The 19803-nt window shown below is 64.0% G+C and carries 17 protein-coding genes; 5 read left to right on the top strand and 12 right to left on the bottom strand.

Features of this window, described 5'->3' with window-relative positions; genetic code table 11:
- Positions 1 to 822 precede the first annotated feature (822 nt).
- The 3 genes from QX070_RS19710 (at position 823) to QX070_RS19700 (ending at position 5803) form a co-directional block, all read left to right on the top strand.
- Positions 823 to 2766, top strand: coding sequence for a PrkA family serine protein kinase (locus QX070_RS19710; protein WP_315738651.1), 1944 nt, complete (start codon positions 823 to 825; stop codon positions 2764 to 2766).
- A gap of 224 nt (positions 2767 to 2990) precedes the next feature.
- Positions 2991 to 4268, top strand: coding sequence for a YeaH/YhbH family protein (locus QX070_RS19705; RefSeq protein ID WP_315738649.1), 1278 nt, complete (start codon positions 2991 to 2993; stop codon positions 4266 to 4268).
- Entirely contained in the window at positions 4265 to 5803 is a 1539-nt protein-coding gene (locus QX070_RS19700; RefSeq protein WP_315738648.1) for a SpoVR family protein, read from the top strand. Before QX070_RS19705 ends, QX070_RS19700 begins: the two co-directional genes overlap by 4 nt.
- A 15-nt stretch (positions 5804 to 5818) precedes the next feature.
- On the opposite strand, the gene QX070_RS19695 is transcribed toward QX070_RS19700, so the two are convergent.
- Positions 5819 to 6229: a VOC family protein gene (locus QX070_RS19695; RefSeq protein ID WP_315738646.1), complete on the bottom strand. Its 411-nt coding sequence runs from the start codon at positions 6227 to 6229 to the stop codon at positions 5819 to 5821.
- 161 nt (positions 6230 to 6390) lie between these two features.
- Here QX070_RS19695 and QX070_RS19690 point away from each other — a divergent pair, with 161 nt between their 5' ends.
- Positions 6391 to 7662: a TMEM143 family protein gene (locus QX070_RS19690; protein WP_315738645.1), complete on the top strand. Its 1272-nt coding sequence runs from the start codon at positions 6391 to 6393 to the stop codon at positions 7660 to 7662.
- Between the two features lie 367 nt (positions 7663 to 8029).
- Here the strand turns inward: QX070_RS19690 and QX070_RS19685 are convergent, their stop codons facing one another.
- The 10 genes from QX070_RS19685 to pqqA all read right to left on the bottom strand — a co-directional run bounded on the left by QX070_RS19685 (position 8030) and on the right by pqqA (position 18747).
- Positions 8030 to 9085: a 2-oxoacid:ferredoxin oxidoreductase subunit beta gene (locus tag QX070_RS19685; protein ID WP_315738644.1), complete on the bottom strand. Its 1056-nt coding sequence runs from the start codon at positions 9083 to 9085 to the stop codon at positions 8030 to 8032.
- A gap of 166 nt (positions 9086 to 9251) precedes the next feature.
- Positions 9252 to 11102: a 2-oxoacid:acceptor oxidoreductase subunit alpha gene (locus QX070_RS19680; protein WP_315738643.1), complete on the bottom strand. Its 1851-nt coding sequence runs from the start codon at positions 11100 to 11102 to the stop codon at positions 9252 to 9254.
- Complete coding sequence (locus tag QX070_RS19675) at positions 11072 to 12871, bottom strand: FAD-dependent oxidoreductase (protein ID WP_315738642.1); 1800 nt, start codon at positions 12869 to 12871, stop codon at positions 11072 to 11074. The genes QX070_RS19680 and QX070_RS19675 overlap by 31 nt, the downstream gene beginning before the upstream one ends.
- Positions 12872 to 13208: 337 nt before the next feature.
- Positions 13209 to 13877 (bottom strand): DUF4286 family protein, encoded by a 669-nt coding sequence (locus QX070_RS19670; protein ID WP_315738641.1) that lies wholly within the window; start codon positions 13875 to 13877, stop codon positions 13209 to 13211.
- Between the two features lie 178 nt (positions 13878 to 14055).
- Positions 14056 to 15045, bottom strand: coding sequence for a prolyl aminopeptidase (gene pip, locus QX070_RS19665; RefSeq protein ID WP_315738640.1), 990 nt, complete (start codon positions 15043 to 15045; stop codon positions 14056 to 14058).
- Positions 15038 to 16234 (bottom strand): pyrroloquinoline quinone biosynthesis protein PqqE, encoded by a 1197-nt coding sequence (gene pqqE, locus QX070_RS19660; protein ID WP_315738639.1) that lies wholly within the window; start codon positions 16232 to 16234, stop codon positions 15038 to 15040. The genes pip and pqqE overlap by 8 nt, the downstream gene beginning before the upstream one ends.
- Positions 16231 to 16539, bottom strand: a complete 309-nt coding sequence (pqqD, locus tag QX070_RS19655) for a pyrroloquinoline quinone biosynthesis peptide chaperone PqqD (RefSeq protein WP_315738637.1) — start codon at positions 16537 to 16539, stop codon at positions 16231 to 16233. The genes pqqE and pqqD overlap by 4 nt, the downstream gene beginning before the upstream one ends.
- 206 nt (positions 16540 to 16745) lie before the next feature.
- A complete protein-coding gene (gene pqqC / locus QX070_RS19650; RefSeq protein WP_409998868.1) occupies positions 16746 to 17501 on the bottom strand; it encodes a pyrroloquinoline-quinone synthase PqqC in 756 nt (251 codons plus the stop codon).
- 20 nt (positions 17502 to 17521) lie between these two features.
- Positions 17522 to 18451 carry a pyrroloquinoline quinone biosynthesis protein PqqB gene (pqqB, locus tag QX070_RS19645; protein WP_315738635.1) on the bottom strand — a complete coding sequence of 310 codons (930 nt, stop codon included), beginning with the start codon at positions 18449 to 18451 and terminating at the stop codon, positions 17522 to 17524.
- A 215-nt stretch (positions 18452 to 18666) separates the two neighbouring features.
- Positions 18667 to 18747, bottom strand: a complete 81-nt coding sequence (gene pqqA / locus QX070_RS19640; protein WP_012029362.1) for a pyrroloquinoline quinone precursor peptide PqqA — start codon at positions 18745 to 18747, stop codon at positions 18667 to 18669.
- 305 nt (positions 18748 to 19052) lie between these two features.
- Between pqqA and QX070_RS19635 the strand changes: the two genes are divergently transcribed.
- The gene (locus tag QX070_RS19635; protein WP_315718026.1) at positions 19053 to 19310 is read left to right on the top strand and encodes a DUF6894 family protein; all 258 of its coding nucleotides are present in this window, start codon (positions 19053 to 19055) and stop codon (positions 19308 to 19310) included.
- 54 nt (positions 19311 to 19364) lie between these two features.
- Here the strand turns inward: QX070_RS19635 and QX070_RS19630 are convergent, their stop codons facing one another.
- Positions 19365 to 19799, bottom strand: a complete 435-nt coding sequence (locus QX070_RS19630) for a group III truncated hemoglobin (protein ID WP_315738737.1) — start codon at positions 19797 to 19799, stop codon at positions 19365 to 19367.
- Positions 19800 to 19803: the final 4 nt, after the last annotated feature.

Raw genomic sequence — 19803 nt, 5'->3', positions numbered from 1 at the left:
GGGAGGCAAGCAAATGCCGTCGATCAAGCTTCTCCGGCTTGCAATGCTGGAAAGGTGCCACATGTGTTCTGGGGAATGGTGCCCTACGCAACGGATCATGGCGAACGTCTCACGGTTGTCGCCTCGGCAGCGCCTCACGAGTGTCGGCGGATAACCCATGATGCTTTCCGGCTGCAGATGCTCAGCGGCGAACAGCCGTGTGATCATGGCAATGATCGGCATCGAGTGATCCGTCCGGCTTCGGTCGCGCGTTATTTCACGCCGTTCGGTTCAGGCGGCGAACATGCGTGCGCGCGGCCCTATGAGATGCGCGCGCTCATCGCTCCCTCGAGGACGTTGTATGAGCGACGGCAGATGCGATCGCAGCAGGCCCGTGTTTGGTCGGCCGCCGTGGCCGGCGCGCATCAGGTCGTGCAGCGAATGAGACGTTCCCTGCCTGGAGCGCTTGCGGGAAGAGTTGCGTTCACTCGCGGTTCACTTCGGGAAGAGAGACTGATTTTGGAGCTGTCACGCCACCAGTTCACGTGGCTTCACAACACCTTGTGCGGCGCAGGGAGACTACGGTGCCGGGGTATTGCGGATGTTGCGAAGCAGAGACAATGAGGTACAAATGGGGAGAGTCGGCCGGCTTTTGCCGAACTATTGAGCGAAGTGCATGTTGATAGGGCATATGCTGCATGCACTTTGCGTTGCGGAAAAGGACGAAGACGGTGCCCAATGGGGGCTAGCGCGCTTCACTCTGAGTCGGTTCGGGATCAGCAGGAACGTACTTGGATCTCGGCCCGTTGCAGCAGTGCGGCGGAACCTACGTGGAGAGGGATCATGTACAACGATTCGTTGTTCAACGCGTTCGCAAGGTCGTTCGAGGCACGCAGCCAGACCGACATGTCGATGCAGGAATATCTAGAATCGTGTCGAACCGACCCGATGCGATACGCGAACGCCGCTGAACGACTACTAGCTGCGATCGGCGAGCCTCAGATGATAGACACGGCCAAGGACCCACGCCTTGGCCGTATTTTTTTGAACCGGACGGTTCGCCTGTATCCTGCATTCGCCGGCTTCTACGGCATGGAGGACACGATCGAGCGCATCGTCGGCTTCTTCCGTCACGCCGCGCAGGGTCTCGAAGAGCGCAAGCAGATCCTCTATCTGCTCGGACCGGTCGGCGGCGGCAAGTCGTCGCTGGCCGAACGGCTGAAGCAGTTGATGGAAACCCATCCGATCTACGTGCTCAAGGCCGGAGATGAGCTGAGCCCGGTGTTCGAGTCGCCGCTCGGCCTGTTCGATCCCGACACGCTGGGCCCGATGCTCGAGGAGAAATACGGCATTCCGCGCCGCCGTTTGTCCGGCCTGATGAGCCCGTGGTGCTACAAGCGGCTCGAAGCCTTCGGCGGCGACATCTCACAGTTCCGCGTCGCCAAGATCCAGCCGTCGCGGCTGCGCCAGATCGGCATCGCCAAGACCGAGCCCGGCGACGAGAACAACCAGGACATCTCCTCGCTGGTCGGCAAGGTCGATATCCGCAAGCTCGAGACCTACGCGCAAAACGATCCCGACGCCTACAGCTATTCGGGCGGTCTCAACCGCGCCAACCAGGGCATTCTCGAGTTCGTCGAGATGTTCAAGGCGCCGATCAAGATGCTGCATCCGCTGCTGACGGCGACGCAGGAAGGCAACTATATCGGCACCGAGAACATCGGCGCCATTCCCTACAACGGCGTGATCCTCGCCCACTCCAACGAGTCGGAGTGGCAGAGCTTCAAGACCAACAAGAACAACGAGGCCTTCATCGACCGCATCTGCGTCATCAAGGTGCCGTACTGCCTGCGCGTCACCGAGGAGCGCAAGATCTACGAGAAGCTGATCCAGGGCTCCGAGCTCTCCACCGCGCCCTGCGCGCCGGCGACCTTGGACACGCTCGCCCGCTTCTCGGTGATGTCGCGCCTGCGCAAGCACGAGAACTCGACGCTGTATGCCAAGATGCGGGTCTATGACGGCGAGAGCCTCAAGGAGTCCGATCCGAAGGCGCGCAGCGTGCAGGAATATCGCGATGCTGCCGGCGTCGACGAGGGCATGGACGGCATCTCCACCCGCTTTGCCTTCAAGGTGCTGGCTGCGACCTACAATCACGATACGGCGGAAGTATCGGCCGACGCCGTGCATCTGATGTACGTGCTGGAGCAGTCGATCAAGCGCGAGCAACTGCCCGAGGAGCTCGAGAAACGATACCTCGAATTCATCAAGGCGGATCTCGCGCCGCGCTACGCCGAGTTCATCGGCCACGAGATCCAGAAGGCCTATCTCGAATCCTACTCCGATTACGGCCAGAACCTGTTCGATCGCTACGTCGACTACGCCGACGCCTGGATCGAGGATCAAGACTTCAAGGATCCCGATACGGGACAGCTGCTCAATCGCGAGCTGTTGAACCAGGAGCTGACCAAGATCGAGAAGCCGGCCGGGATCGCCAACCCGAAGGACTTCCGCAACGAGGTTGTCAAGTTCTCGCTGCGCTCCCGAGCCCAGAATGGAGGCAAAAATCCGTCCTGGACCTCCTACGAAAAGATCCGCGAAGTCATCGAAAAGAGGATATTCTCGCAGGTCGAGGATCTGCTTCCGGTCATCTCGTTCGGTACCAAGAAGGACGGCGAGACCGAGAAGAAGCACGACGACTTCGTCGCGCGCATGGTCGAACGCGGCTACACCGAGCGGCAGGTCCGTCGGCTGGTCGAGTGGTACATGCGCGTGAAGCAGGCGGGTTGATCGTGGTCCGGCGCCGATGTTCACTGCAGGTGCGGCAGGCCATCGGTCTGACGTCGGCGCCAGGGTTACGAACGAGATGAACGTTCGACGCTGAGCTTCGCTGGGAGGCGTCGGACAGGCAGAGGGTGCCGTTGCAGTGTCGGGTCCGATACTGCGCCGCGGCATCGCGGCGGGGGAGAGCAGGAGTCGAAGCCGCTGCAGCAGGAGGCGTATGGAACGTGGTCATGCACATCATTGATCGGCGCCTGAATCCGGGCGGCAAAAGTCTCGAAAATCGTCAGCGATTTTTGCGCCGCGCCAAGGCCCTGGTTCAGGGAGCGGTCAAGAAGACCTCGCAGGACCGCGACATCAAGGACGTGCTGGAGGGCGGCGAGGTCTCGATCCCGCTCGACGGCATGGACGAGCCGCGCTTCCGCCGCGAGGGCGGCACCCGCGACATGGTGCTGCCCGGCAACAAGAAGTTCGTCGAAGGCGACATCCTGCCGCGCTCCGGCGACGGCAGCGGCCGCAAGTCGGCACCGGGGCAGGGCGACAGCGAGGACGCGTTCCGCTTCGTGCTGAGCAAGGAGGAGTTCGTCAATCTCTTCCTCGACGATCTCGAATTGCCTGATCTCGCCAAGCGCAAATTCGCCGAGGCCGAGAGCGAGGGGCTGGTGCGTGCCGGCTACTCGACGTCGGGCTCACCGGCCAACATCTCGATCAGCCGCACCGTCACCCGCGCCTTGGCCCGCCGCGTCGCGCTGCGCCGTCCGCGGCCGGAAGCGATTGCCGAGCTCGAGGCCCAGCTGGAGCAGGAGACCGACGACGACAAGCGTGCCGCGCTGCTGGCCGAGCTCGAAGCCCTGAAGGCCAAGGCCAAGCGCATCCCCTTCATCGATCCGATCGACATCCGCTACCGCCGCTTCGAGGCCGTGCCCAAGCCGATCGCGCAGGCCGTGATGTTCTGCCTGATGGACGTGTCCGGCTCGATGTCGGAGCACATGAAGGACCTCGCCAAGCGTTTCTACATGCTGCTCTACGTGTTCCTGACCCGGCGCTACCGTCATGTCGAGATCGTCTTCATCCGTCATACCGATCGCGCCGAGGAGGTCGACGAGCAGACCTTCTTCTATGGACCGGCATCCGGCGGCACCTTGGTATCGAGCGCCCTGCAATGCATGCACGACATCGTCCGCTCGCGCTTCCGCCCCTCGGACTGGAACATCTACGCGGCGCAGGCCTCCGACGGCGACAACGCCACCTCGGATTCCGATAACGTCGCCCGCCTGCTGACGGACAATATCCTGCCGGTGTCGCAGTTCTTCGCCTATCTCGAGGTCGGTGAATCCGGCACCTATTCGTTCGAGATGCCGGACTCCGCGCTGTGGTCGCTGTATGAGCGGCTGCGCGCCGATGGCGAGCCGCTGTCGATGCGCAAGGTGCGTGACCGCAGCGAGATCTTCCCGGTGTTCCACGACCTGTTTCAGCGTCGCGGCACCACGCAGGAGAGGGCGGCGTCATGAGCGGGTTGCTGTTCGAGGGCGCGGATTGGAATTTCCTCACCCTGCAGCGCATCCACGATGCCTGCGAAGCCGTCGCCGAGAAGGAGCTCGGGCTCGACACCTATCCCAACCAGATCGAGGTGATCACGGCCGAGCAGATGCTCGACGCCTATTCCTCGGTCGGCATGCCCCTGTTCTACAAGCACTGGTCGTTCGGCAAGCACTTCGCCTATCACGAGGCCTCGTACCGCAAGGGCCTGATGGGCCTCGCCTATGAGATCGTGATCAACTCCTCGCCCTGCATCTCCTATCTGATGGAGGAGAATACGGCGACGATGCAGACGCTGGTGATCGCGCACGCCGCGTTCGGCCACAACCATTTCTTCAAGAACAACTATCTGTTCAAGCAGTGGACCGACGCCGACGGCATCCTCGACTATCTCGATTTCGCCCGCGGCTACATCGCGCAATGCGAGGAGCGCTACGGCCGGCTCGCGGTCGAGCATACGCTGGACGCGGCGCATGCGCTGATGTCGCACGGCGTCGACCGCTATCCCGGCAAGAAGAAGCTCGACTTCCGCGAGGAGGAGAAGCGCGCCGGCAAGCGCAGGCTCTACGAGGAGGGCCAGTTCAACGATCTCTGGCGTACGGTGCCGACCGGCCCGGTCAAGACCAATGCGATGCTGAACGTCGAGCGGCGCCGCGCGCTGCTCGGCCTCCCGCAGGAAAATTTGCTCTATTTCCTGGAGAAGACCGCGCCGCGGCTGGCGATGTGGCAGCGCGAATTGCTGCGCATCGTCCGCCACATCGCGCAATACTTCTATCCGCAGGGCCAGACCAAGGTCATGAACGAGGGCACGGCGACCTATGTGCATTATCGCATCATGAACCGGCTGCACCAGGACGGCCGCCTCACCGACGGCAACTTCCTGGAGTTCCTGCAGTCGCACACCAACGTCGTCTTCCAGCCGGAGTTCGACGATCCGCGCTTCTCCGGATTCAACCCTTACGCGCTCGGCTTTGCGATCATGCAGGACATCGAGCGCATCGTGAAGGACCCGACCGACGAGGACCGCGAGTGGTTTCCGGACATCGCCGGCACCGGCGACGAGATGGCGGTGCTGCGCGACGTCTGGGCCAATTATCGCGATGAGAGCTTCATCAGCCAGTTCCTCAGCCCCAACCTGATCCGGCAGCTCAGACTGTTCCACCTGCATGACGATCCGGCCGAGCGCGCCGGCATCCTCGTCGACGCCATTCATGACGAGCGCGGCTATCGCCGCGTCCGCCGCGAGCTGTCCAAGCAGTACGACGTCGGTTGCATCGATCCGAACATCGAGGTGGTCGATGTCGATCTCGCCGGCGACCGCCGCCTGATGCTGCGGCATACCGTGGTGAAGGGGGCCCAGCTCAGCGAGACCGACACCAAGCGCGTGCTGCAGCATCTCGCCGATCTCTGGAGCTACGACGTCTCGCTGGTGGAAGTCGATGCCGCCACCGACAAGGTGCTGAAGGAGTACGTGCTCAATCCCCGGATACAACCGGCGGCCGCCTAGCGCGGCCGCCAAGCCTTAGATGTCCGCAAACACCTCGAGCAGATTGCCGTCGGGATCCCTGAAGAACAGCGTGCGGTGGCCGAAGGGCTGGTCCGTCGGCGGCTCCATGAGGGCGATGCCCTTGCCGGTCAGCTCGGCCGCGCAGCGGTCGACATCGTCGGGGGTCACCTTGAAGGCGAGCTGAAGCGATGCGCTCCCTGGCGGCGTCGGCTGGTCCGAGGCCAGCCGTTGCGGCCGGGCGAGCGCCAGCGTGTTGCTGCCGGCCTGGTACTCGATCCAGCCATGTGACAGCTCGCGCAGCAGGGGAAAGCCCAGCACCTCCTCATAGAAGCGGCGCATCGCGGACCAGTCGCGCACCAGGATGACGGTGTAGTCGATGGCCCGGATGGCCCGGAACGGCGATGTCTGTTGCCCGGCGTCGGTCATGATCAGTCTCTCGTTCTGCAGGCGGGACCTGCAGCTTACGTGTTGCGGCGAGTGGCGTGAACCGGATCGGGGCGCTATGGTATGCGGGTTGGCCGGACGCGCCGGCCCGTGCAGCCGGATCGGCTGTCAATGGCGCAGATCGAAGCTCGGGCGTGAGAGGCGTGGTCGGACCAGGGAAGACGGCGGCGGCGGAGCGGCGGGACCGGTTCATTCCGTTGCGCAAGTCGGACATTCTTGATGGCCTGATCTCGAACGGCCATGTCGATGACGCCCAGGCCAGCGAGCTGCGGCAGCTGGCGCGTATGCTCGGCGCGATTCTGCACCATCAATATTTCGACGAGCTCGATCGGTTCCGCGACGCCTATTTCGACTTCGATCCCGAGGTGCCGGTCGGCCGCCGTCGATCGCCGGAGGATCTCGACGCGGCCTATCGCAGCCTCGCCGACGAAGTCGTGCGGGTGCTCGGCGAGGCCAATTTCATCGAGATCAGCCATGACGAGATCGAGCGCGCCTTTGCCGAGCATGCGCTGGTGCGGGTCAAGCTGAAGGCGCCGATCTCCGACTATCGTGCTGTACGGATGTTCCGGCGTGGCCAGCATCAGGAGACGATCGAGGTCCCCATGCTGTATGGGCTGCGACGGCGCAAGCATGAGATCGAGGTCTATGACGACATCGTGCTGATGGTCGCGACCAAGCCCGACGAGCCGGTCAAGAAGAAGAGCAAGGCCGCCGCCTGGCGCGGCCGCAACAAGATCCGCGGCGGCGCGGTGCTGTTCAAATATTTCCGCCACATCGCGCGCTTCGACCTCGAGGCGCTGCTGCCGAACGTCCGCGTCGTCATGGGCCTGCGCGAGCAGCTGACGCTGGGCGTGCCGGCGCTCGTCGGCGGCGTACCGATCCTGCTCAAGCTGGCTTCGACCTTGACCGTGCTGTTCATCGTCGCCGGCTTCTATCTCGGCCTCAGCGGCACCGTGCACGACAACGATACGGAGCAGGCGCTGGCGGCGCTGTCGGGATTGTTCGCGCTCGGCGCCTTCATCCTGCGGCAATGGGGCAACTTCCACCGCCAGTCGCTGATCCATCAGAAGCAGGTCACCGACAACATCTACTTCCGCAACGTCAACAACAATTCCGGCATCTTCAACTATTTGATCGGCGAGGCCGAGGACCAGGACTGGAAGGAAGCGATGCTGGCCTATGGCGGCCTGCTGCTGGCGTCGGTGCCGCTCTCGCGTGCTGCATTGGGCAGCCATGTCGAGGAGTTGCTGCAGCAGATGTTCGGGCTGGGTCGGGCGTTCAATATCGATGAGGCGCTGCTGCGGCTGCGCGAGTTTGGGCTTGTGAGTGGTGGCGACGACGCGCTCTCGGCGCTGCCGCTGCCAGCGGCGATCGCGCAGCTCGATCGCGTTTGGGCGAGCGCGCTGCGGGCGTAATCGTCATCAACGATGACGGGCCTCATGGTTCAAGACGCGCCTGCGGCGCTCCTCACGATGAGGAGCGAGGGCGCGGCTCACCAGGATATGCCGAGCTGTCGCAACGAACGATCTGCCAGTTAGTTACTCCGTCATGCCCGGGCTGGTCCCGGGCATCCACGTGGTTCTCAGCGTGCCGAACGACGTGGATGGCCGGGACAAGCCCGGCCATGACGTGGAGATAGAGAAGCGCAAAACTCCGATTGTGAAATGCGATAGCCCCGCCAGAAGCGGGCGCAATGCACTCCGCCCTCGTCCTGAGGAGCCCGCCGGAGGCAGGCGTCTCGAAGGACGGCTACAGAGCACACGCTCTCCACGCAGCGGTCTGCTAGCGCAGACTCGCATTGATCTTGTCGAGCGCGGCCTGTCCCGGACACAGATCCGCGGCCTCCAGTCGGTTGAGCGGCCGCTCCACCGTGTTGAGGTGGTTGTGCAGATCATCGGCTTCCGGATCGACATAGAGCAGGCCGGTCACGATCTGGCCTTGCGCGGCATGCTTCTGCAGGAAGGTCATGGCGCCGAGCCGGTCGTGCGGGTCGTAGTCGGCGTCGATCTTGCGCAGCGCCAGCCTGGAGCCGTCGTGCTGCTCGACGATCTGCACCGTGCCCGGATCCTGGTCGATCTCGATCGGATCGCGTCCGGTCAGCACGTCGAGCCGGTTCACGGCATCGTTGTGCTCGCGGACATAGTCGAAGCTCTTGGTTGAGCCGGCGTGATTGTTGAACGCGATGCACGGGCTGATGACGTCGATGAACGCCGCGCCCTTGTGCTGGATGGCGCCCTCGATGATCGGCACCAGCTGCTTCTTGTCGCCCGAGAACGACCGCGCCACATAGGTGGCCCCGAGCTGCAGCGCGATGCCGACCAGATCGATCGGATTGTCGGTGTTGGTGACGCCCTTCTTCGACTTCGACCCGCGGTCGGCGGTCGCCGAGAATTGGCCCTTGGTCAGGCCGTAGACACCATTGTTCTCGACGATATAGGTCATGTTCACGCCGCGCCGGATCGCGTGGGCGAACTGGCCGAAGCCGATCGAGGCGGAATCGCCGTCGCCGGAGACGCCGAGATAGATCAGCTCGCGGTTGGCGAGGTTGGCGCCGGTCAGCACCGAGGGCATGCGACCGTGCACGGTGTTGAAGCCGTGCGAATTGCCGAGGAAATAGTCCGGCGTCTTCGACGAGCAGCCGATGCCGGAGATTTTTGCCACGCGATGCGGCTCGATCGACAGCTCGAAACAGGCCTCGATGATCGAGGCCGTGATCGAATCGTGGCCGCAGCCGGCGCAGAGGGTCGAAATCTTGCCCTCGTAGTCGCGATGGCTGTAGCCGAGCGCGTTCTTCTTGATGCCCGGATGCTGGAACTTAGGCTTTGCGATGTAGGTCATGAGAGCCTCGCATCACCCGGCATCGTCATGGCCGGGCTTGTCCCGGCCATCCACGTCGGGGCCGGGAGGAAAGACGTGGATACCCGGGCCTTCGCCGCGCCGAAGCAGCTACGGCCGCGCAGGCGGGTCGAGCCCGGGCATGACGGCGGAGAGAGCGAAGAGTACGTCATGACACGGCCTTGCGCAGTGGGGTGACCTTGATGTGGTCCTGGTGGTCGCCGATCGCATCGGCGATGAAGCGCGCCGTGATCGGCGTGCCGTCATAATGCAGGATCGGCACCAGCCGGACCGGGTCGATGCCGTTCTCGGTGACGATCAGCTGGCGCAGCTGGGCGTCGCGGTTCTGCTCGACCACATAGACGAAGTCGTGCTCGGCGATGAAACTCGCCACGCTCGAATGGAACGGGAAGGCGCGGATGCGCAGCCGGTCGAGCTGGCAGCCGCGCGCCTCCAGCAGTCCGATCGCCTCGTCCATCGCCGGCGCGGTCGAGCCGAAATAGATCACGCCATATCTCGTCGGCTTGCTCGCATTGGCCTGCAGCGGCCGCGGCACCATGTCTTGCGCGGTCTGGAACTTGCGCAGCAGGCGCTGCACGTTGTCGGCATAGACGGCGCCTTCCTCGGAATAGCGCGCGTAGCGGTCACGCGACGTGCCGCGGGTGAAGTAGGAGCCCTTCGTCGGATGCGTGCCGGGGTAGGTGCGGAACGGAATGCCGTCGCCGTCGACGTCGAGATAGCGGCCGAAGTCGCGGCCTTCGTCGAGCATCTCCGCCGTCATCACCTTGCCGCGGTCATATTGCTTGGCATCGTCCCACTTCAGCGGTCTGCACAGCCGCTGGTTCATGCCGATGTCGAGGTCGAGCATCAGGAAGATCGTGGTCTGCAGCCGCTCGGCAAGATCGAACGCCGCAGCGGCAAACTCGAACGCCTCGGCCGGATCTTCGGGGAACAGCATCACGTGCTTGGTATCGCCGTGCGAGGCATAGCCGCAGGCGATCAGGTCGCATTGCTGCGTCCGCGTCGGCATGCCGGTCGAGGGGCCGGCGCGCTGCACGTTCATGATCACGGCCGGGATCTCGGCAAAGTAGGACAGGCCGATGAACTCGGTCATCAGCGAAACGCCGGGGCCCGATGTCGTGGTAAAGGCGCGGGCGCCGTTCCAGGACGCGCCGACCACCATGCCGATCGAGGCGAGCTCGTCCTCGGCCTGCACGATCGCGTATTTGGCCTGCCCGGTTTCCGGATCGTGCCGCAGTTTCTTGCAGTGGTTGCTGAACGCTTCGGCCAGCGAAGACGACGGCGTGATCGGGTACCAGGCGCAGACCGTGGCGCCGCCATAGACGGCGCCCAGCGCGGCGGCGTTGTTGCCCTCGATGAAAATGCGGTCGCCGACCTTGTCGGCCTTCTTGATGCGCAGGCCGATCGGGCATTTCAAATTCTGCAGCGCCCAGTCGCGGCCGAGATGCAGCGCGTGGACGTTGGAGGAGAGCAGCTTCTCCTTGCCCTTGTACTGCTCGCCGATCAATTGCTCGATCAGCTTCGGATCCATGTCGAGCAGCGCTGAGAGCGCGCCGAGGTAGATGATGTTCTTGAACAGCTGGCGCTGGCGCGGATCCGAATAGGTCGAGTTGGTGATCGCGGTCAGCGGGACGCCGATGACGGTGATGTCGTCGCGGAACTTGGTTGCCGGCATCGGCTTGGTGGAATCGTAGAACAGATAGCCGCCCGGCGCGATACCGGCGACGTCCTTGTCCCAGGTCTGCGGGTTCATCGCCACCATCAAATCAGTGCCGCCGCCGCGGGCGCCGAGATGGCCCGCTTCGGTGACGCGCACCTCGTACCAGGTCGGCAGGCCCTGGATGTTCGACGGGAAGATGTTGCGTGGGCTCACCGGCACGCCGTGACGGAGCACGGCGCGCGCGAACAGCTCGTTGGCGCTGGCCGAGCCGGAGCCGTTGACGTTGGCGAAGCGGACGACGAAGTCGTTTACGCTGCTGAGCGGCGCTTGCTGGGACATGCGTTACCTGCGTGGGTCGTCTCGATGAAATATTTCTGCATGTCCCACGCACCGGTGGGACAGCGCTCGGCGCACAGGCCGCAATGGAGGCAGACGTCCTCGTCCTTCACCATCACGCGCCCGGTCTTCAGATCCGAGGACACGTAGAGGCTCTGGTCGGGATGCAGCGAGGGCGCCTTCAGCCGCTCGCGCAGATCCGCCTCCTCGCCATTGTCGGTGAAGGTGATGCAATCCATCGGACAGATGTCGGCGCAGGCGTCGCATTCGATGCACAGCGTGTCGGAGAACACCGTCTGCACGTCGCAATTCAGGCAGCGATGCGCCTCGCCGAGCGCGAGCTTGACGTCGTAGCCGAGCTCGACCTCGGTGCGGATGTCCTTCAGCGCCACGACCTTGTCACGATGCGGCACCTTGAAGCGTTTGTCGGAGGAGATGTCGTTGTCATAGCTCCATTCATGAATGCCCATCTTCTGCGAGGAGATGTGCACCTCGGGCAGCGGGCGCTCGGTGATGTCCTCGCCCGAGAGCAGGCGATGGATCGACAGCGCGGCCTCGTGGCCCTGTGCGACCGCCCAGATGATGTTCTTCGGCCCGAACGCGGCGTCGCCACCGAAGAACACCTTTGGATTGGTCGAGACGAAGGTGGTCGGATCGACCTTGGGCATGTGCCGCTTGTCGAATTCGATGCCGCAATCGGCTTCGATCCAGGGGAATGCGTTCTCCTGGCCGACGGCGACCAGCACGTCGTCGCAGGGATAGGTCTCGTCGGGCTCGCCGGACGGCACCAGCGAGCGTCCGCCGTTGGCGTCATATTCCGCCTTCACCTTCTGGAAGGTCATGCCGGTCAGCTTGCCGGCGGCATGGTGGAACGCGATCGGAACGAGATAATTGAGGATCGGAATGTCCTCGTGCAGCGCGTCCTCCTTCTCCCACGGAGACGCCTTCATCTCCTCGAAGCCGGAGCGCACGATGACCTTGACGTCTTCGCCGCCGAGCCTGCGCGCGGTGCGGCAGCAATCCATCGCGGTGTTGCCGCCGCCGAGCACGATCACGCGCTTGCCTATCTTGTCGGTGTGGCCGAACGAGACACCGGATAGCCAGTCGATGCCGAGATGGATGTTGGCCGCCGCTTCCTCCCGACCTGGAATGTTCAGCTCCCGGCCGCGCGGCGCGCCGGAGCCGATGAAGACGGCATCATAGTTCTCGGCCAGCAGCTTCTTGAGGCTGTCGATACGATGGCCGGCCTTGTAGTCGACGCCGAGGCTGAGCACGTAGCCCGTCTCCTCGTCGATGACGCTGTCGGGCAGGCGGAACTTGGGAATCTGTGAGCGCATCATGCCGCCGGGTTTGGGATCGGCGTCGAACACGGTGCAGTGATAGCCGAGCGGCGCGAGATCGCGCGCCACGGTCAGCGATGCCGGGCCGCCGCCGACCAGCGCGATGCGCCGGCCGTTCTTCGGGGCAGGGCGCGGCATGCGCTGATGGACGTCGTCCTTGAAATCGGCCGCCACGCGCTTGAGGCGGCAGATCGCGACCGGGCTTTCCTCGACGCGCCCACGTCGGCAGGCGGGCTCGCAAGGGCGATCGCAGGTGCGTCCGAGAATGCCCGGGAATACATTCGATTTCCAATTGATCATGTAGGCGTCGCTGTAGCGACCCTCGGCGATCAGTCGGATGTATTCGGGGACCGGAGTGTGCGCGGGACAAGCCCATTGGCAATCGACTACTTTGTGAAAGTAGTCGGGGGCCGAGATATCAGTCGCTCTCATTCATACCCTGTCCGCGCGGCGAACCATGAGCGCGCGGCCTTCCTGACGTGAGGACGACTGCTTGTTCAGGATCGGCTGGGGATCGATTGGGAGTCCGGAGCAGGTCCTGTTCGTCGCCCTTCTGTTTTTTGAATGGCTCAATTGAATAGTCTTATGAGACTAGAGCCATTCCAAGGCGCACACAAAGGCAAATTTGCAAAGCTGCCCTTCGTGCACAGTGTGCGGCGCCGCATTGCGGGCGTGATGCTGCCATCGAATTTGTTGCGTTGCGGCATTGTGGCGAGCGGCTGCATCTGCCGGTTGCACGCTCGCGTCATTGATGCAGAACAATGCGCGCTCAGCCAGAGGCGATGTCCGCGCGGCTCAGGTCCCACATCAGCCTGTAGATGCCGGCCGAGATCTGCGTCGCCAGCGGACCGTCGATCGCCGCGAAGCGCGTGGTCATCAAGGTCGCGATGGCATGACTGTCGGTGCCGTCGATGAGGATGAACCAGTCGGCATCGCGTGAGCTCGCAGGAACCCCGGCTGCCGGACCGGAGAGATCAGCATCGCCCTCGAGCAGGTGCATCGAGATGACGCCCTTGACCTCGCTCGGATCGAGCTCGATCTGCAGCGCGTCGCGCAGCGCCCCGTCCTGTCCCGGCTTCGGCCGCAGGCGGATGATGCCGAGCACCGCGCCGCGACCGGCGCCGATCGAGATCGTGATGCGCGCGACGCTGCGGATCATGTTCTTGAACCGCGCCATCACTGCCTTCGACCATTCCGTCGGCGACTCGAGCCGGGCGCGATAGGGCGCGCTGTCGAGCACGTCGATCGTCTCGGTCGAATACAGGCAGAGATATTTCGGGCTGCCCTGCTCGGCGACATAGCGCCGCGCCTCGATGAAGCCGGGGATGGCCACGCGCTCTTCGAGATGCTCGCTGTCATACCAGCGGTTGAAGTCGGCTTCGTCAGCGGCATCGATGTTCATCGATGTCAACAGCATGCCTTTCCCGGCGATGGGCATTGCAGATGTCCTTGTTTGGCGGCCAATTCCTCATGGTGAGGAGCGCCCCTCGGGCGCGTCTCGCGGACAATGCTTGCGCATTGCCTGGTGAACCATGAGGTCGGGATGGATCGGCCTCATCCTTCGAGACGCCATGCTGCGCATGGCTCCTCAGGAATGAGGGGAGACGATCACATGTTTAAGGCGCGGTCGTGCGCTTAGCCATGTCGGAGATGGCTTTCATGACCGCATCGCGGATGCCGGGGTCATAAAGATTGTGACCTGCGGCTTCGACGACACGGATTTCGGCGTCGCGCCACACCTCCGCCAGCCGTGCCGAGGTCGCTGGCGGACAAAGCAGGTCGTAGCGGCCCTGCACGATGATTCCGGGAATCCCGCTGAGGCTGTTCGCATTGCGCAGCAACTGGTCCGGCGCCATGAAGCTGTCGTGCGAGAAATAGTGCGCCTCCATGAACGGCGTCGCCGGCAAGGCGGTGCCGGAGCGGATGGCGAGGCGATCGAGCCGGGCGCGCGCGGGCTTCACCTCCGACAGCGCGCGCTCGGTATCGTGCCAGGCGCGGGCGGCAGGGCCATGGATCGCCGGATCGGGATCGAGGATGCGCCGGAAGTAGGCGTCGCACGGATCGGCGTGCTCGTTCTCCGGCAGCAGCTCCAGAAAGTCGCGGTGCAGGGCTGGGTGAAAGCGCGCCAGCGTCTCGCCGAAGGCGGTCGCCACCTCCGCGCGGGTGCCGAAAAAGGTCGCGCGCAACACCAGGCCCGTGACGCGCGTCGGGTGCGCCTGCGCATAAGCCAGCGCCAAGGTGGCGCCCCAGGAGCCGCCGGCGACGATCCAGCGCTCGAAACCGAATCTTTCGCGGATCGCCTCCATGTCGGCGATCAGGTCGGGCAGGGTGTTGTTGTCGCGGCTGCGTGCAGGACGCGAACGGCCGGCGCCGCGCTGGTCGAACAGCACGGCGTGGAAGCGCTCGGGATCGAACAGCCGGCGGTGATCCGGCTGGCATCCGGAGCCCGGCCCGCCGTGCAGATAAACCGCGGGAATGCCGCCAGCGCGGCCGCTGCTCTCGACATAGATCTGGTGACCGCCGGAGACATCCAGCCATTCCGACGTCAGCGGGATGAACGGATCGCTGCGGTGCGCGGAGGCGCGGCCGGCTTCGGCGTCAGGCATCGTTGCCGTTCTCCGGCGTGCCGCCGGCAAAGTTGCGATAGAGGAAGCGGTCCTGGCCCGAGGCCGCGTCACGTTCCGCCTGCTTGAAGATGCTCTCGTGTAGCGGGGATAAGGTGCAGGCCGGATCGGTGTTGGCGGCGTCGCCGGTCAGCGCGAACGCCTGGCAGCGGCAGCCGCCGAAATCAATCTCGCGGAACTCGCAGGATTTGCACGGCTCCTTCATCCAGCCGGTGCCGCGGTAGCGGTTGAAGGCCTCGGAGTTCTGCCAGATCCAGGCGATCGAATGGTTCGAACGCACCGACATGAAGTCGAGCCCGGTGATGCTCTCGGCGGCGTGGCAGGGCAGGATCTTGCCCGAGGGCGAGATGTTGAAGAACTGCCGGCCCCAGCCGCCCATGCATTTCTTCGGCCGCAGCGCGTAATAGTCCGGCACCACGTAGTCGATGGTCAGCGTGCCCTTCAGCCGCTCGCGGGCGTCCTCGACGATGCGGTCGGTCTCTTCGAGCTGGGCGTAGGTCGGCATCAGGCTGGCGCGATTCTTCAGCGCCCAGCCGTAATATTGCACGTTGGCGACCTCGAGCCGGTCGGCGTCGAGATCGACCGCCATCCGGATGATATCAGGCAGCTGATGCAGGTTCTGCCGGTGCATGACGGCGTTGACCGTCAGCGGCAGCTCGAGCTCGCGGGTCCAGCGCGCGACCTCGAGCTTCTTGACGTGGCCGCCCTTGTAGCCGCCGACGCGGTCGGCGATGCCGGCCTCGCTGCCCTGGAAGCTGATCTGGACATGGGACAGCCCGGCATCGGCCAGCTCCTTGAGCCGCTCGCGGGTCAAGAGCACGGCCGAGGTGATCAGGTTGGTGTAGAGTCCGACGTCGTTGGCATGCTGCACCAGCTCGACCAGATCCTTGCGCGCGGTCGGCTCGCCGCCGGAGAAGTGGATCTGCAGCACGCCGATCTCGGCGAGCTCCGACAGCACCTTCTTCCACTCCGCCGTCGTCAGCTCCTGCCCGGCGCGATCGAGCTCCAGCGGGTTGGAGCAATAGGGGCATTGCAGCGGACAGCGATGCGTCAGCTCGGCCAGCACGGCGAGCGGGATGCCGTAGGTCTCGGCCGTGGAGCCGCGCCGCTCCAGCACGGCAAGGCCGTCATTCGCGTCGATCTGCGGCGTCGTCTCGGTGAGCTCGGTCATGATGTCGTCTCCCGAACCTCGGTGAGAAATCCCTTGTCGGCGAGATCCTGCAGCATGGCGACGACGTCGGTCGCGATGACGTCGCGGGGCGCGGCATATTTCGCCGCGAGATCGTCGATGATGCCGGCGACGGCGCGCGCGCCGTCGCACAGCTTGAGCACCTCGACCGCGATCTCGTCCGGCGCCAGCACGCGCTCAGGGGCGAGGATGACCCAGACCTGGCGCGTCTCGTCGAACTTCAGCTTGGTGTGTCGCGGCAGCACCACGCGGCTGGTCTCGGTGACTTGGATGTGACGCGGAGCCATGGCGGGTCTCTAAGTCGTGTAGTCGTGAAGAAGCACGGTGGCCGCGCAGAGCACGATGCCACTCCCCTCCCCCTTGCGGGGAGGGGTCGGGGGTGGGGGTCCCAGCAAAGACTTCCCGTGTGGACCCCCCACCCCAACCCTCCCCCGCAAGGGGGGAGGGAGTGCACCGTTCGCGGTACGAGAGCGGTGGTTCAAACGGGACACGGCTACCCCTCCTTCGGCACGAAGGCGCCGGGCGGGATGTTGCCTTCGACATAGGCGTAATACAGTGCGTCGAGCTGCACCCACAGCACGTTGGTCTTGAAGATCAGCGCGTTGCACACGGCGGCGCGCTGCTCCGGCGTGGTGGCGTGCTCCTTGACGTAATGCAGCGCGAAGTTGGCGTCGCGCGGCGCCTGGGTGAGACGCCGCTTGAAGTAGCTCATCGTGTCGTTGTTGACGAAATTGTAGTGCTCGAGCATGCCCGAGATACGCTCTTCATGGATGCTCGGCGCGAACAGCTCGGTCAGCGACGAGGCGATCGCCTCCAGCGGTGAGCGGTCGCGGCAGAAATGCACATAGGCTTCGACCGCGAAACGGGTAGCGGGCAGGATGCCCTCGGTGGATTCGACATAGTCCGTGTCGAGGCCCAGGCCCTCCGTGAGCTTGATCCAGCGCTCGATGCCGCCTTCGCTGCCGACGTCGCCGTCATGATCCTCGATGCGGTGCCGCCATTCCAGCCGGGTGGCGCGATCGCGGAAGCGCGTCATCACCATCGCGTCTTTGATTGGGATCGTCGATTGATAGTAGTAGCGGTTCAGCGCCCAGGCCTGCACCTGGCCCTTGTTCAGCTTGCCGCCATGCAGCAGCTTATGAAACGGATGCAGGTTGTGATAGCGCGTCGCCCCGATATGGCGCAGCGCCGCTTCCAGCTCGCTGGCACTGTTCAAGGTCACGCCCTTGCCGACCGACAGCGCCGTCATTCCACTCAGTTTTGCCTCACTCACAGTACGATCTCCATCCCTTCAGCGGGGATTTCCCATCCCTCGCGTTCCAACGTTTGCCGCTCGGGTGAGGCGTGCAGCCACGCCGGATTGGAGTTGTTGATGTGCAGGAAGACCTTCCTGCCGATCCCGATGTCCGCCAGCTGCTTGATCGCGCCGCTTTCTCCGGACATCGCGATATGTCCCATGCTCTGCCCGGTCTTGTTGCCGAGTCCGGCCTGGATCATCTCGTCGTCGCGCCACACCGTGCCGTCGAACAGCACCAGCGGCGCGCCCTTCAATCTCGTTCTCAGATCATCGTCGACGCCGGCACAGGCGGCGATGACGTAGCAATATTGGCCGCCTTCGAGATCGGCAATCTTCAGGCCCAGCGTGTCGCCGGTCGTGGAGCTACCGCCGGGATGCTGCTTGTCGCGCAGATACCACGCGCTCGTTCCCGAGACGGCGAAGGCCGTGACCTCCAGGCCCGAGGGCCTTCCGTCCTGCAAAAGCGGCCGGAACGGCACGTCGATCACGATCGGCACGCGCTTGACGGTCTCGTCCTTCAGCACATCGAAGATGTTGTTCGATCTGAGGATCGCAAGCACCTTGGGATGCGCATGGATCGAAAATGGCGAGCTCTCGCGCATCGACAGCAGCCCCGTGACCGCGTCGATCTCGCCATTGGTCAGGATCACGCCGGCGATCGGGCTGTGGCGCAAGGCGCCGGGCTTCGGATGCAATTGCGGCGTGCGGGTGACCTGCTGACGCAGATCGGGCGAGGCGTTGATCAGGAACCAGTTCGCCCCGTCGGCGCTGACCGCGACCGAGGCCTGGCTGTTGCTGATCTCGGGATGATCCGTGCGCGCGGCACGGCACACGGCGCAGCCGCAATTCCACTGCGGCACTCCACCGCCTGCGGCGGCGCCCAGGACGACGAGGCGAAGCATGAGCCGTCTCCTGGAATTCAGCTGTGGTGGCGCACGCGATTACCAGCGGCAGGATGACCGACAGGCAAGCTGACCAACGGCCAGGATCGCCCGCAGGGAAGGTGACGAGGGTGGGACATCCGACCCGCGTACGGGCTGGCACATACGCGGTCGCTGATCCCCACCCTCAAGCGTCGACGTCCTGATCGCCGAGACCTGGACGTCACACCCGCGAATTATTTGCGGGCCGCGCAGGCGTACATGTTGATTTCCATGCCGACCGGCACTTCAACGATCTTCGGTGCTTTCCAGGCCATTGTCCTCTCCTTCAAGATGGGACGGTTATCGTCCTCAGCATTAAACTACCGTGCTACGAAAAGTTCGCCAGTGGAATCTTTTTGTTTGAGCCTCTCAGGCCTGTTTATTGCAGTGCGAAGTTGCAGATGCGAGTTGCTGCCGTTTTCGTCGGATTGAGCCGCGAAAACAACGAATTCGTGATCGATGGCTTCGCAACGCCGTACAATTCGGTCCCTAGCTTGAGGGGCTGAGCTGGCCGGATGAAGCAGTCGTGAGATGTTCGAGACTTCAAAACCCAAGCGCGCGACCCCATTGGAAGCTGATGATGCCTAGATATTTCTTCAACACACGGATCGGCGAGGAACTGGTCTCCGATACCGACGGCGAGGTGCTGCGCAGTCCCGACCGCGCCTGGGAAGTCGCGCGCGACATGATCAAGGAACTGCTGCGTACCGAAGGCGGCAACGCGGCGCTGATGACGGCCGTCATCGAGGTCACCGACGAGGACGGCGAGATCGTGCTGGAGTTCCCGTTCTCCGAAGCGATCTTCAACATGCCGGCGCAATCGATGACGCGCCATTGAGCGCAGAGCGGCCGCATCGCCGCTCCTCGAACGCTCGCATGTTTGCAGCCGAGGTCAGACCGAATGGCGCGGGCGCACGATGTCGCCGCGCGTGCTGGCGATGCCCATCTCGAAGCTGTCGGCGATGCGGCGGGCGCGGACGATGAAGAGCTCCGCGAGTTCCGGCGCGAGCAGGTCCTTCGCCGTCGCCTCGAACAGTTGCAGCCAGCGGTCGAAATGCGGCCCCTGCAACGACAGCAACAGATGCGGCCGCATCGGCGCGCCGGTGTAGCGGCCCGTCTTCAGGAACATCGACGACCAGAAATCGCTGATCCTGCCAATATGTTCGTCCCAATCCTCCACCGCACGGTTGAAGATCGGGCCGATCAGCTCGTCCTCCCGTGCGCGCCCGTAGAAGGTCTCGACCAGTAGGCGGATCGAGGCGTCGTCGAGTTCCGGATGTTGAACGGCGAGGGGATGGCGGTCGGGCTGGGCGGCAGGCATGGTCATGCGC

This window comes from Bradyrhizobium sp. SZCCHNR1093, from assembly GCF_032381175.1.
In the GTDB taxonomy this organism is placed as follows: domain Bacteria; phylum Pseudomonadota; class Alphaproteobacteria; order Rhizobiales; family Xanthobacteraceae; genus Bradyrhizobium.
The sequence above is the reverse complement of the archived record's forward strand: the minus strand, read 5'-3'. Positions and strand labels throughout refer to the sequence as shown.